14 protein-coding genes and 1 pseudogene are annotated in these 14,012 nt (G+C 40.7%); 5 read left to right on the forward strand and 10 right to left on the reverse strand.

Features of this window, described 5'->3' with window-relative positions:
- Nucleotides 1-35: 35 nt before the first annotated feature.
- A complete protein-coding gene (locus ACE1AT_RS27275; RefSeq protein WP_374874125.1) occupies nucleotides 36-1,424 on the reverse strand; it encodes an RNA-guided endonuclease InsQ/TnpB family protein in 1,389 nt (462 codons plus the stop codon).
- Between the two features lie 60 nt (nucleotides 1,425-1,484).
- On the opposite strand from ACE1AT_RS27275, the gene tnpA reads away from it, so the two are divergent.
- Nucleotides 1,485-1,898, forward strand: coding sequence for an IS200/IS605 family transposase (tnpA, locus tag ACE1AT_RS27280; RefSeq protein ID WP_374874127.1), 414 nt, complete (start codon nucleotides 1,485-1,487; stop codon nucleotides 1,896-1,898).
- Nucleotides 1,899-2,298: 400 nt separating this feature from the next.
- On the opposite strand, the gene ACE1AT_RS27285 is transcribed toward tnpA, so the two are convergent.
- From ACE1AT_RS27285 to ACE1AT_RS27295, 3 genes are all read right to left on the reverse strand, one after another.
- Nucleotides 2,299-2,436 (reverse strand): hypothetical protein, encoded by a 138-nt coding sequence (locus ACE1AT_RS27285; RefSeq protein ID WP_374874129.1) that lies wholly within the window; start codon nucleotides 2,434-2,436, stop codon nucleotides 2,299-2,301.
- A 289-nt stretch (nucleotides 2,437-2,725) separates the two neighbouring features.
- On the reverse strand, nucleotides 2,726-4,306 hold the full coding sequence (locus ACE1AT_RS27290) for a B12-binding domain-containing radical SAM protein (RefSeq protein ID WP_374874131.1): 1,581 nt from the start codon (nucleotides 4,304-4,306) through the stop codon (nucleotides 2,726-2,728).
- A gap of 486 nt (nucleotides 4,307-4,792) precedes the next feature.
- The gene (locus ACE1AT_RS27295) at nucleotides 4,793-4,993 is read right to left on the reverse strand and encodes a hypothetical protein (protein WP_374874133.1); all 201 of its coding nucleotides are present in this window, start codon (nucleotides 4,991-4,993) and stop codon (nucleotides 4,793-4,795) included.
- Nucleotides 4,994-5,428: 435 nt separating this feature from the next.
- On the opposite strand from ACE1AT_RS27295, the gene trpS reads away from it, so the two are divergent.
- A complete protein-coding gene (gene trpS / locus ACE1AT_RS27300; protein WP_374874135.1) occupies nucleotides 5,429-6,442 on the forward strand; it encodes a tryptophan--tRNA ligase in 1,014 nt (337 codons plus the stop codon).
- A 49-nt stretch (nucleotides 6,443-6,491) separates the two neighbouring features.
- Entirely contained in the window at nucleotides 6,492-7,433 is a 942-nt protein-coding gene (locus ACE1AT_RS27305) for a methylenetetrahydrofolate reductase (RefSeq protein ID WP_374874137.1), read from the forward strand.
- 15 nt (nucleotides 7,434-7,448) lie between these two features.
- Here ACE1AT_RS27305 and ACE1AT_RS27310 read toward each other — a convergent pair whose 3' ends face one another.
- The 5 genes from ACE1AT_RS27310 to ACE1AT_RS27330 all read right to left on the reverse strand — a co-directional run bounded on the left by ACE1AT_RS27310 (nucleotide 7,449) and on the right by ACE1AT_RS27330 (nucleotide 9,627).
- Nucleotides 7,449-7,676: a type II toxin-antitoxin system RelE/ParE family toxin gene (locus ACE1AT_RS27310; protein ID WP_374874139.1), complete on the reverse strand. Its 228-nt coding sequence runs from the start codon at nucleotides 7,674-7,676 to the stop codon at nucleotides 7,449-7,451.
- Nucleotides 7,673-7,912: a hypothetical protein gene (locus tag ACE1AT_RS27315; RefSeq protein ID WP_374874141.1), complete on the reverse strand. Its 240-nt coding sequence runs from the start codon at nucleotides 7,910-7,912 to the stop codon at nucleotides 7,673-7,675. Before ACE1AT_RS27315 ends, ACE1AT_RS27310 begins: the two co-directional genes overlap by 4 nt.
- Before the next feature lie 49 nt (nucleotides 7,913-7,961).
- Nucleotides 7,962-8,582: a Uma2 family endonuclease gene (locus ACE1AT_RS27320; RefSeq protein WP_374874143.1), complete on the reverse strand. Its 621-nt coding sequence runs from the start codon at nucleotides 8,580-8,582 to the stop codon at nucleotides 7,962-7,964.
- Between the two features lie 18 nt (nucleotides 8,583-8,600).
- A complete protein-coding gene (locus tag ACE1AT_RS27325) occupies nucleotides 8,601-8,819 on the reverse strand; it encodes a hypothetical protein (protein ID WP_374874145.1) in 219 nt (72 codons plus the stop codon).
- A gap of 367 nt (nucleotides 8,820-9,186) precedes the next feature.
- Entirely contained in the window at nucleotides 9,187-9,627 is a 441-nt protein-coding gene (locus tag ACE1AT_RS27330; protein WP_374874147.1) for a hypothetical protein, read from the reverse strand.
- A 187-nt stretch (nucleotides 9,628-9,814) separates the two neighbouring features.
- On the opposite strand from ACE1AT_RS27330, the gene ACE1AT_RS27335 reads away from it, so the two are divergent.
- A complete protein-coding gene (locus ACE1AT_RS27335) occupies nucleotides 9,815-10,630 on the forward strand; it encodes a DUF429 domain-containing protein (protein ID WP_374874149.1) in 816 nt (271 codons plus the stop codon).
- A 116-nt stretch (nucleotides 10,631-10,746) separates the two neighbouring features.
- Here ACE1AT_RS27335 and glgP read toward each other — a convergent pair whose 3' ends face one another.
- A complete protein-coding gene (gene glgP / locus ACE1AT_RS27340; protein ID WP_374874151.1) occupies nucleotides 10,747-13,392 on the reverse strand; it encodes an alpha-glucan family phosphorylase in 2,646 nt (881 codons plus the stop codon).
- 480 nt (nucleotides 13,393-13,872) lie between these two features.
- Here glgP and ACE1AT_RS27345 point away from each other — a divergent pair.
- Nucleotides 13,873-14,012: pseudogene (locus tag ACE1AT_RS27345) on the forward strand (transposase); the annotation flags it as partial.

Consider the following 14,012-nt stretch of genomic DNA (forward strand, 5'->3'; position numbering starts at 1 on the left):
TTGACTTCTCCCCTGGATGGAATCACAGGGGATTCTTAAGCTGTTGTTGCTACGGGGGCTAAAAGCACCCCTTCGCAACGCTTACGATATGATCTATTTAACCTCTTAAACAGATCAATTCGTTGTGGCACAGTCAAGGATGCCCTACCCACCTCGGCTAAGGTTAACCCTAGCTGTGTGGCTACCTTTTTTAGTATATTTGCGGACGCCTGAGCGTCTGCCGAGGTTAATAATCCTTTTGCAGACTTGTACAGCCCACGTTTTATCCTTTGTCCTGACGGTTTCCATCCTGCGGGTTTTTCACCATGCTTGTAGAGGGTATCGCCATCTAGGTAAGACGCTTTTGAGGTATTTGCTTCCTCGGTTAAAGTAACAATAATCCCGTACTCACTTGCTAATTGTTTTATTCTTTCAATCAGCCTTCCTGTTGGGATTGGGACAAAGTTCTGATTACTAACTTTGCCGATATTGGAATTAATTTTTTGCCCTTCATTCCATCCAATTACGATGTTCCCAATCTTGTCATTGAGGCACTGATTAACAATAAATCGTGCTGCTTTGTTGATTGCATCACGCATTTGGTTATTGCGTTTGCGCTGAATACGGTCAAGATTAGCATCCCAATAAAAATCAGATTTACCCTGTTTGTATTTGGCAACTAATCTGCAATATCCTTGGTTCGTTGATTTTAGTTTTCTGCCATCAATAATTAAGCTTTTCCCACGGGTAGAAACACCAGTCATCCAATTAGTGCCACCGTGGTCAAATCCCCACGCTTGAGAGTAGTCAAGATGTTGATTGTTTTTAATTGGTTCTTTGCCATCGTCAATTACCCAATCAATCCAGAATTCACCATAATAAGGGCGAATTGTTACTTCCTTAACCCAGTCAGAATCAATAAACTCTGGTAGTAGTAATTTGATTTCAGTAATTAATTCTGGCTTAGTTTCTTTGCTAATTGATGGTTTGAAAAATCCATCGCTAAAACTAAGTGCCTGACGTGGAAATGTAACTGCCGCTAACCCCCCTTTTTTACGATATTTAGGCAGTGAAGGTCTATCGACTTCGCCATTGTAATAAGCTTTAACTAATCCGTTGTAGCTAGTTATCGATTCCCCAACTAACTTTAAAGTTTGTTGTGCCGCTTGTGCAGCTAAACCTTTGTAGTGGGGATTGTCCTTAAGAACTTTGTCTAGTTCAGGATAAGTTGTTTGACAGTAGTATGTCTTCCACCCACTACGTAATTCATCACCACGCCAGTAAGTCGTGAAAGCATTCTCCATGTTTTCTAAACGGGCATAATGAGACTGGCGAGTATAATAAATGGCGCAATTTATCAAGCTATTTGAATGTTTGCACTGGTCAACCCAAAAAGCTTTTTCCTCGTCCGTAAATTTAGCTCTAATTGGAACTGTTCTATACAACCTTTACTCACCTCCTGTTGTTGAGTATACTAGAAGCTACAATCTGAGTCAACAGCAAGGATGGCTAAGTTATCTAAAGAAGACCATGAGTATCGAAGAACAGAAAACTCTGTTTCATCGATTAACTATCACTTTGTTTTTGTACCAAAACGAAGGAAACCAGTATTAGTTAAAGACATTGCAAAACGTCTACAAGAAATAATCTTTGAGTTGGTTACAGAACACGGGTGGAAGTTAATTGCATTGGAAATTCAGCCTGATCATGTTCACTTTTTTATAAATGCTCCTACTCATGAATCTCCGGCTGATATTGCTAGATGGGTTAAAGGTCGTGCATCCCACCATTTAAGAAAAGAGTTCCCAGAACTTAAAAAGTTACCAGCCTTGTGGACACCAACATACTTTGTAGCAACAACTGGTCAAGTAAGTACTGAGATTGTTAAAAAGTACATTGAAAATCAAAAAGGAAAATAAGAGATACGCTCTTCTCTAAAGCCCTTTGCGTCGGGTTTCATCCCCTGGTCAAAGACACAGGGGTTCTCACCCTCCCACTATGTTTTTGATAGCTAATACAAGCACTGTTGCCAAAAATTTAATGTTCATAAGTTGTAGGCGGTTATCTGTTCGCACTTCTCTAGTTTAAATTTTTAGAGAAAGTAACGTCTAATATCTGGTTGATGAACTAGATTCACAGAAACTCACCAACGGGAGCATCCCAATTTTTGAAATTTAGGCGATATGCTGATCAGAATCATGAAGAAACGAACCACAAAGGACGCAAAGAACGCAAAGTTAAGAGAACTCTAAAGGGTTTTTGCGTCTCCCGTGAATTTTTGAAAAATTGGGATGCTCCCCTCACCAACTTCACTGAAACTTAAGCAGAAGCAAACATTGTCACCAAAATTAACATGACAGCCAAGCCAAAAACCCAAAGGACTAAAGCTCCCCAGCTAACAGAATCCTGTTGTATTTTCTGCCATAAACTACTTTCTGAATTATTGCGAGTTGCCATAATTCCTACCCTCCAATTTTTGATTGCACATTACTAAATACGCAATTAATTAGCAATAATATCTAAATTACTAAATGCGTAATTAGCAGATGTTTGATTTTTTGAAGCTTTGTTTATTTAAAAAATGTCCAATCTTTTTTAACTGTATATTTTATTCTGCTATAACAAAGCGATCGCTCAATCAAAATTGTGAACATTCTTAATATATTTTGTTGTTATTTACCTCCAAATTTCACGTAAAGACAGAAAAGATACATTTATGTCTTTACGTGAAGTAAAAATTAGGTACTTAAACTGTGACTAATTCTTGTTCAACAGCATTAGACGTTGTAAGTGGATCAAATCCCAGCTGCTCAGTAATACGCTCTCTGGCTAAAATACGGTATTCCCAAAAATGTTCACCAGCAGCGCACAAACCCAAATACATATTAATAAATTTTGGTTTGGTGCGAATAATTATCCATAGCTGTTGCCAAAACTGAAGTCGAATTTCCCGTCTTTGCCAGCCTTGACGCCAGAGTAACTGGATGAGTAGGCGCAAACCTTTACTAGGAGGAAAATACATTGTCTGCTGTAGCTGGGGATTAGGCGTGATGTTGAGACATTGTTGCAAACAACGTCGCAGATAGTTTTTCGGTTCATACATTGTCCAGATAGCCTCTACATACTCCCTGGCGACTTCAACCATTGGGCGAGTGGGGACAAAATTCATCAGGGAATTCTGATCTCCTACTTCTACACCTCCAAATCCTTCTAATAATCGCTCCTCTTGTTTTAGCCTTTGCCAAAGGGCAGTATTGGGAAGGGCTTGCAATACACCAAGCATGGGTTGCGGAATACTACTTTGTTCTACAAAAGTTTGAATCCGTTCACCAGCACCTGTCCGTTCGCCATCAAAGCCAATAATAAATCCTGCATAAATCAGCAATCCAGCTTGATTAATGGTACGACAGGCTTCTATTAATGAGTGGCGGGTGTTCTGAAACTTGCGAGTTACTTCCAGACTGTCTTGATCCGGGGTTTCAATTCCTAGAAAAACTCCGTAAAAACCAGCTTCAGCCATTAGCTTTAGTAACTCGCTATCCTCTGCTAGGTTGACGGAAGCTTCGGTAAGGAAGGTGAAGGGATAACGGCGTTCCTGCATCCAAGGAATTAATTGTTGTAGCAGGCGTTTGACGTTGCGCGTATTGCCAATAAAATTATCATCCACTACTAGGATAGAGCCACGCCAACCTAAGTCATAGAGGGTTTGGAGTTCTGCAAGAGTTTGACTTGGTTCTTTGGTACGGGGTTTGCGCCCATAAAGGTTGATAATGTCACAGAATTCACATTGGAAAGGACAACCACGAGAATACTGAATTGCCATCATTAAGTATTCATCGCGCTTGAGCAAATCGAAGCGGGGTATAGGAGTTTGGGTAACATCTGGTTTTTCATCGGCGCGGAAAATACCTTGCTGTTGATTTTGGGCGATCGCTTCTAAAAATAGTGGAACTGTGATCTCGCCTTCATCTAAAATTAGGTAATTAGCTCCTGCATTCAGGGCAGCCTCTGGTATTGAAGTTGGATAAGGCCCACCCACTGCTACTTTTTTTCCCAGTTGCACAGCTTTTTGAATTTGGGCAAGAAAATCTTCTTTTTGTGCAAGCATCGCAGAGAGAATCACAATATCACACCACTGCCAATCTGCATCGGTTTCTGGGTTGACGTTGCGATCGCAAAATCGAATTTCCCAATCTGATGGTAGTAATGCAGCGACAGTTAAAATACCCAACGGTGGGATAAATGCTTTTAGTCCTGCAATTTTCATGAATTCATCATAAGACCAAAAAGTTTTAGGAAAACGGGGATAAAGTAACAGTGCTTTCATTATTTTTGTTCTCCCATTGAGTTTTAATTCAGATAGTTTTTTATCTCTTAACAAATCCTGATTTCTGTATTAATATTGCAGAGACAAAACACAACTCATATGATGTTTATTTGTCATCTTTCTCTAGACTGAATTCACTAGTTAGAAAGCAAATTTTTAATTAATCGAGGTGTAATAGACAAAGCATAAATGTGCTGATATTAGGCGTATGCTGGCAATATCAAAAGAAATAGAGTACAAGATAATATCAGCCAGAGTAGTAAAGCTTTTATAAGCATATACCCCGGAATTTAAAGTTAATTAATTACTTCTAAGGTTACTGCTACTTTTTCTAAGTAGAGTTTAATTTTTGTCTACTTTTGTAAAGTAATAATATCAAGTTCGATAGCAGGAAAAGCAGGAAGAAGAGTAAATTTAGGAAAAATATCTAATTGCAAGGGGACAAGGGAGACACGGAGACACGAGAAAAAATTTCCGCGTCACAAGCTACTGATCTTCGGTTTGGCTGAGTTTATCTAATGCTTCCTGAAGTACTCGACGGCAAAATTCAGGATAATTCTCAATTGATTTAATCTTGTCAGCCATTGTTTTAGTAACCCTAATGGCGATTCTCTCGGTTAGCGGTTCATCTCTATCTGTTTTAAAACCGTGTTTTTTGATTTCTGGATTGCCATGTGGATTAGGCATTTAGTTTCATGAATGATTTTTAAATTATTTGAGAATAATGAGGCAACATATTGTATAGTGAAAAATAAGGTGGGTACTGCAACTTGCCAAAAGTATACCCACCAAGTCTATTTATCAAAAACAGACATTTACTATGTTAAACCGCACTGAACTAGAGTCAAAGACTTTGGCAGAGTTAATTCAACTGTGCCAAATTTATGGAATTCGACCACAAGGTAATATTAGCGATCGCGCAAAGGATTAGGAGAAGACAAGGTAGAGGAGGAGACGCGGTGACAAAGGAGAAATAATCTGAAACTCTCCCCATGTCCACGCCACGTGCTACAACGCTCTTAACCCGCAAGGGCGCAGTGGCTCCCCTTGTCCCCCTTCCCGTGTCCCTTTTTTGCTCATTTTTAAGTATCGTTAAAAAGTTAAGACTATATATCCTAGCTTATGTCCGTTAGGCAACGTGTTCTTTCTGGAGTTCAACCAACTGGTAACTTACATTTGGGTAACTACTTAGGTGCGATTCGCAACTGGGTAGAAGGACAAAGCCAGTACGATAATTTCCTTTTTATAGCTGATTTACACGCTGTGACTCTGCCACACAACCCAGCAGAACTAGCTACAAATACTTATACCTTAGCTGCTCTATATCTGGCTTGTGGTCTTGATCTAACCTATTCCACCATCTTTGTACAATCTCACGTCCCTGCACATACTGAACTGACTTGGTTACTCAACTGCATTACACCGCTCAACTGGCTGACAGATATGATTCAGTTTAAGGAAAAAGCTGTCAAGCAGGGTGAAAATGTGGGTGTTGGTTTGTTAGACTATCCTGTGCTGATGGCATCTGATATTTTGCTCTACGAACCTGAGAAAGTGCCAGTCGGGGAAGATCAAAAACAGCATCTAGAATTAACACGAGATATTGTCAATCGGTTTAATCACTTATTTGCTAAACCAGATCAACCAGTATTAAAGTTACCAGAGCCTCTGATTCGTAAAGAAGGGGCCAGGGTAATGAGTTTGACAGATGGAACAAAGAAAATGTCTAAGTCTGATCCTTCAGAATTAAGTCGGATCAATTTGTTAGATTCACCAGATGAAATTGCCAAAAAAATTAAGAAATGTAAAACTGACCCGACTCGCGGTTTAGAATTTGATCATCCAGAACGGCCAGAGAGTAATAATTTGTTAACTCTGTATATGGTGCTTTCTGGTAAAACCAAAGAAGAAGTCGCTGCTGAGTGTCAAGATATGGGCTGGGGACAATTTAAGCCTTTACTAACGGAAACAGTCATAAATGCCCTCAAACCCATTCAAGAGAAATATCAGGCGGTAATGGACGACAAAGGCTATTTAGAGTCCGTTTTACGCCATGGAAAACATAAAGCAGAGGCTGTTGCTAACCAAACTTTAGCAAAAGTTAAAACTGCGATGGGATACTCCACACCATTATGAGGTTTTCTGTTTAGGGTGACTTGTGTTATAGCTGTACCCAAAGACAGAAATGCTCATTTTTATGCTGGATACTCAGAATCCAACTTGTTTAACTTCTTTTCGCACAGCTGCAAAAGCTGGTAAATTCCTGATTACCGCCGAGGTAGCACCCCCAAAAGGCGGTAATCCAGAACACATGCTCAAAATGGCAGCGACCCTTAAGGGAAGGGTTCATGCTGTCAATATCACCGATGGTAGCCGAGCAGTTTTACGGATGTCGCCAGTGATTGCATCGGCAATTTTAATACAAAATGGCATTGAACCAATTTGTCAGATTGCTTGTCGCGATCGCAACCGGATTGGTTTACAAGCTGATTTAATGGGCGCTCATGCGATCGGTATCAGAAATATCTTAGCTTTGACGGGTGATCCTGTAAAAGCAGGCGATCATCCTGATTGCAAAGGTGTATTTGACTTAGAATCTGTGCGATTGCTGCAAGTCATAGAAAAGCTGAATCATGGCTTTGATTGCAACGACAAACCCCTAACTGATGGAGCGCTAGATTTATTTCCTGGTGCAGCAGTCGATCCGCAATGTCCGAGTTGGTCTGGTTTACAAAAACGATTTGAACGCAAATTAGCAGCAGGGGCGCAGTTTTTTCAAAGTCAATTAATTACCGACTTTGAAATACTAGAAAAGTTCATGGATAAAATTGCTGCTGATTGTGGTAAGCCAATTTTAGCCGGAATTTTCTTGTTGAAATCGGCAAAAAATGCCCAATTTATTAATAGGTGTGTTCCGGGTGTAAATATTCCCGAACACATCATTGATAGATTAGCAAAAGCCAAAGATCCTCTAGAAGAAGGGATGAAAATTGCTGCGGAACAAGTGCAAACTGCACAGCAACTGTGCCAGGGTGTACATATGATGGCAGTTAAGCGCGAAGATTTGATTCCGCAAATTTTAGAGATGGCTGGTGTTGCGCCAGTTAATCAGATGGTATTGAGGTAACACAGTAAACATTTATTACTTAGGCAGCTGGTAAACCCGGCTGCTTTTTGGTTTTTGGTTGTAAGGTGAGGTAGAATGCGAAATTCGATAGGAGTTTTCTTTACCTTTTAATTTTTTCACTCCATCTGGACGTGGTTCTAAGGCTAATTCATCTATTTTAGGTTGTATACGATCTTGTAAATCTTGAGGTAATTTTCTAAACATCTTTTTTGCACGTTTAGTCAATTTAACTTCGTAAATCACGCAACATCCTTTTTTCTTTCATCGGCAATTTCTTTTTTGATATCTTCCCATGCAATAAAAATATTACTTTCAGGGTCGTTTTTTGCTATTTCATAAGCTTTCAAATCTTCTTCATCTTCTTCATCTTCGATTTTTTGTAAGAACGCATAAACATCATCTAAAACACTGTCGTAAGCGTGATTTAACAGTACGTTCATAGCTTTAATTAATTCTTCTCTTTCACGTTCGGTTTTCATAATCAAACCTCTTTTGTTAGTTATTTTTCAGACAAATTTAAATATTCGGTTATAGATTACCTGCTTTAAAAATCTGTTTAGCTGTCAAGTTTAACTCTGGAAATGTTGGTGAAATAATACGGTCATCACCTCTAAACTTGTTAACCACATACTCACCTTCATCCAAAGAACAAACTAAAATAGTTGGTTGTTTTGGCTTGCCAATAAACTCTCTGCTGCCTAAAGCAGCGTAATCAACAATCCAATATTCGGGAATTCCCATTTCCTCATAATCAGCATATTTTTTATGATAATCATCACGCCAGTTAGTACTAACAACTTCAATGATTAATGGGATTGATGCTGCTTGAGTAATAATTGATTCTTTTCTCCAGATTGGTTCATTTACTAAATTGGGGCGATTTAATAACAGTACATCTGGTGAATAACCAGTTTCATTTTCAAGTGGTTTGACTAGCACTGTTTTAGGAATACCAAAGGGTAGATTGAGACGATTATATTCTAAAGTAATTTTTTCGACTAAAAATAGTACAATCTCTTCGTGTTCGCCAACTGGTAAAGGCATTTCAATAATTACTCCATTGTGTAGTTCATAGAGTTTTTGTGGGTTTTCTGGATACCATACTGCAAATTCTTCAACAGTTATTGGTTTTGGTAGTGCTTGTGTCATGGTCGGTGTCCTCATTTCTTATATTTCAAATTTTTCATCTGACTTCTTTTTTTCAATCCAAAGCTTTAAAGCTTCATTTACTGCATCGGATAAAGAAACATCTGTTAAAGCGCATATAGCACGAGTTTTATTAGCGACTTCTTTTTCTATATCAGCCGTAATCTTAGTGTAATTAGGGTTTTGTCTTTTACTACGCGGTTTTTCGGTCACTTCTAAAAGTCTATTTATTGCCAGCATTATATTATCTCCATTTTGCCGTCATGCCATAAATGTACTGAATATATGCCAGCAAGCCATAATGCCACTGTGCCAGCACTAAAACTGTAATAAGCCAACATGCCAGCAAAATGGCAACGACTTAGATTGATTTAGTTAGAATAACGTTACGCTAACTGACCAGAAGGGATGCGATCGCTATTTTATTTCGGGCTGATTTGGCAGTAGTCCCCTGTCAGCCAACGGGTTTAGACCTACAATCAGCTTCTGATGCTGTTCGCCTGATTAAACGCTAGAGCCAAAACCTACATCCACCCAAGAAGCAACCAAGCCTAATTTGACATACTCACCGCACCTTCAGGTCGGTGAGTATGTCAAGAATAGTTAGTTAACAACCAGTAGGGGAACTTCCTGCTAAACCCCAACTTGGAGTATAGTCACAACCCTTTGCACCTATATATGTGCCACTAGGACTATAGTCGCCACCATTTCCTATGTAGGTCAAAGTCGGATTTTTGCAGAGGTCATAGCGACCAAGGTCATAACTTGCACTCATGTAACGGACTTTAACATCATAAACACATTGATTGACATTTACTCCTATCGTTTTGGATGTACCTCTTTCAATCCATTCTGCTGCCTCAAGAACAGACGACCACTGCTGAGATTCAGGATATTTAATATGTACTGCAAGTATTTGTTGGCTATTATTATTTGTTAATGTAATATTGCGATACTCATCTGCTAAAGATTTTGAAACAACTACAGGTAATGTAGATAATGCGAATACACTTGCGACTGCGGTTGTGCGAACTAATTTGGAAAACATAGGGCAAATCATCCTTTTTGAATTGAGTTATTCTGTTTCTTTTAACAAAACCCGTTAACCATCAATGTGGGAGGATATGAAAGTTAAATTGAGGGAACTGGGAATTAGTAGAGCAGACCCAATGGAAGCGTGAAGACATAATAGCTTGAATTAAGTCTCAAAAAATTAGTTATTTAACTTGATAAAAATGAAATTTATCGGCATCGATTTAGGCTGGAAATCTCAACCAAGCGGACTGTGCTGCTTAGAATGGGCAGAGAATCAACTACAAATACTCGACTTAGATCGCAAAGAAGCAATTGCAGACATCCTAAACTGGGTTGATACTTGTGTTCCACCAGGTGAAAGTGCCGTAATTGGTGTAGACGCGCCGACTCTTATCCCCAACGCCACTGGTAGTCGTCTCCCCGACAAACTTACTCATAAATACTTTGGTAAATATCATGCTGGTTGCTACCCAGCCAATCTTAATCTTCCCTTTGCTGAACGCACCGTTAACTTCGGCTTAGAATTAGAATCACGTGGTTTTGCCCACGCACCCACCATCGAACCACAAAAACCCGGAAGATATCAAATCGAAGTCTTTCCCCACCCCGCCATAGTCCATCTCTTCGGCTTAGAACGTATTCTTAAATATAAAAAAGGACGCCTGAGCGATCGCCGCCAAGAACTCATCAAACTCTATAATTACATCACACAAACTCTACCTTCTCTCAATCCTCCTCTGTGTCCTCTGCGCCTCTGCGGTAGCCTGCGGCAAGCCGCTAAAGCGTCTACACTTCTCCCCCAAATCCCCACCACGGGCGCACAACTCAAAGCAGCCGAAGACAAACTCGATAGCCTCATCTGTGCTTACGTAGCAGCATACTGGTGGTATTGGGGAGAACAACGTAACCTGGTACTAGGCGATCGCACCACAGGTTACATAGTTGTTCCTCAAAGGATCGGGGAAAGGGGACAAGGGGATCGGGGAAAGGGGATTAGGGATCGTTATGACGAATGAGAAATGAGGGATTGGGAATTGGGGATTAGGTAAATTTGAAAAAGGTTTTTCCCGATCCCTGATCCCTAATCCCTGATCCCTAATCCCTGATCCCCTTTCCCCGATCCCTAACTATATTACTGCGCCCACAAAATCAATCTTGGTTCATAAGGAGTAGAAAGATACTTGTGTTTAGGTAATACACGCAAAGATAATCCTTGTAAACCAGAAGTAGTATACAGAATATTAGCCGTGTAAATACTTAAGCCTTGGGCATCTTCTCCTTGGTATTCCATCACAAGTGGTACACCATTGACAATCTCGCCATTGGCATCTACTGCACCTTGATACAGTTCTATCTGTACGTCATGATTTGTGAGAGTTGCCAAGTCAATTTTGGCTTTAACTGCAACGGTTTGGTTAACTTCAATATCAGGGCCTACAGAGACATCAATATCTTTAATTGTGATGTTGTACCAGTGTTCACCGAGATTTAATTTCCAAGCTGCTAGTTCTTTGGCTGGGGCATAATTATCACTAGTTAGGATAGTATGGCGATCGCTTGCGGGGAAATATGCTCTTTGGGCATACTCTCCCACCATCCGCGCGGTGTTAAAGAACGGACAGTTTAACCGGATGGCGTCTTTCATTTTGGCAACCCAGTGTCTAGGCAAACCATCGGCATCGCGATTATAAAACAACGGTACAACTTCTTTTTCTAAGATGTCATATAGGGCATTTGCTTCTATTTCATCCTGATAAGTGGGATCGTCATACATTTCCCCATGTCCAATTGCCCAACCAGTACGGACATAATCAGCTTCATCCCACCAACCATCTAGCACACTTAAATTTGGCAATCCGTTCATTGCTGCTTTCATGCCACTAGTACCAGAGGCTTCGCGGGGACGACGGGGTGTATTTAACCACACATCACAACCCGCTACCATCAATCGGGAAATATGAATATCGTAATTTGGAACAAACACTACCTGTTTTTCCAAATTATTTTCGCGGATGAAATGATTAATTTCGCGGATGAGTTCTTTGCCGGGGATATCTTTAGGATGTGCCTTACCAGCAATCACAAATTGTAACTTGCGGTCTTTATTGCCAAATAAAATCCGCTTGACGCGTTCTAAATCACGCATCCAGAGAGTAGCACGTTTGTAGGTGGCAAAGCGACGGGCAAAACCTATCGTTAAAATATGAGGATCGAGGACTTCTTGGGCTTGGGCAATTTCAATCGGAGATGCACCGCGATCGCGTAAATGTTTGACTAAATGCTCCCGCACATACAAAATCATATCTAAGCGGCAGCGTTCGTGGTTCCGCCACAATTCTTCATCGGGAATTGCATTCATCCGATCCCACAGAGGATGATCCACTGGTGCTGATGACCAATTCGGGCCTAAATAGCGATCGTACAACTCCTGAGTTGATTTAGCCACACAACTACGGGCATGAACGCCGTTCGTAATCGCAGAAATTGGTACTTCTTCAGTTGGTACATCAGTCCACAAACCCTGAAACATATGTCGTGACACTGAACCGTGCAACTGCGCCACACCGTTAGAAAATGTTGCCATCTTCAGCGCTAGGACTGCCATACTGAAAGGTGAGGATAAATCACCTGTACTCTCTCGTCCCAAAGCTAAAAATTGGTCTTTCCCTAAACCAAAAATTTCTGCATAGTGTCCCAGATAGTACAAAATTTTATCTGGTGAGAACAAGTCGATTCCGGCTGGCACTGGTGTATGGGTGGTAAATATATTTGTAGAAGCTACCACTTGCCTAGCTTCGATGTAACTCAGCCCTTGCTCTTGAATTAGAACGCGGATACGTTCTAGAGCAGAAAACGCTGCGTGTCCCTCATTCATGTGGTAGGCAGTGACGTTATACCCCAATGCTTTTAACATCCTCACGCCGCCAATACCCAACATGATTTCCTGGTGGATACGCATGTCAATATCACCACCATACAGTTGATCTGTAATGTCGTGGTCGTAAGGATTGTTGGGTTCAATGTTGGTGTCAAGCATGTACAATGGCACCCTTCCCACTTGCACCCGCCAAACCCTAGCATAAACGGTACGCCCCGGATAATCTACTGTAATCCGCAGTTCTGAGCCATCCGGATTACGTTCTAGGTGCAAAGGCATGTTATAAAAGTCGTTAATTGGATAACGCTCTTGCTGCCAGCCATCAGCATTTAAATATTGGGCAAAATAGCCTTGCTGGTACAACAAACCCACACCGACGAGGGGAAGCCCTAAATCACTGGCAGATTTCAGATGATCCCCAGCTAGTACACCCAAGCCCCCTGAATAGATGGGCAAACAGTCCACAAGCCCAAACTCAGCAGAAAAATAGGCGTAGCATTCTGGGGATTGGGGATTAGGGATCGGGGATTGGGAATTGGGAGAAGACAAGCCAGAAGAATTACTTCCTTGTCCCCAGTCCCTTGTCCCCAATCCCCTGTCCCTTGTTTTCTCATACCAAGTGCGTTCTTTGAGATAATCTTCTATCTGCAAAGCGGCACGATCCATTTGTGCCAAAAAGCCTTCATCTTCTACTACTTCCATCAACCGCGCCTGGCTTATGGTTCCTAGCATCAAAACAGGGTTATGATGGCTAGATTCCCATATATCAGGATCTAAACGGCGAAATACATCTTTAGTTTCTACGTTCCAATCCCAAAGCAAGTTGTAAGCCAGCTTGCGTAGTGGTTCGAGTCGCGCAGGCAAAGAAGGTGAGACGTTGAATGTACGAATTGGCTGCATAGGTTTAGCAGAACTCCAGGTCTAGCTATCGCTATTGTTGTCTTTATTTTCTTAATGTTGCCAATTTTTTATACTGTGTTCGCAAATCGCCTCAATTATTGTTAAGTTTTGCAAATATTTTGCTCAACTTAGGACTAAATCTGGGTGTTACTGCATCCCAATGAATAATCTATCTGTATCCATCGGTGTTATATCAAGCCTGGTGTGTGGCGATCGCCTTACCTTCGGTTAATTGCAACAGATCAACCGAGATGTTATCAGAGTAGCTCTATATGGTGATTATGTAATATGCCTCCTGAAGGCGACCATAAAACAGCACGTCAGATTTTTCAGAATTATTTAAAGGAGATTGAGCCTAGTCTTACTCGGTGAGTACTAAAGTTTTGTGAGATTTTAGGTGGAGTGCAATTAACTTGCAAAATGTCCTATAAAAGTTCAACAAATTCGTCTACGTTCAAACCTATTTGCCGAATAATTGAACGTAAAGCTTTCACAGACGAGATGCTGAAACGGTTACACGAAATTCTGTCTGACCTTTGTCAAAAATGGGATTGTAAACTGATTGAGTTCAATGGGGAAGAAGACCATATTCACTTACTGTTTCAGTATTACCCACAAAT

The organism is Pelatocladus sp. BLCC-F211 (assembly GCF_041928655.1).
Classification (GTDB): Bacteria; Cyanobacteriota; Cyanobacteriia; order Cyanobacteriales; family Nostocaceae; genus Pelatocladus.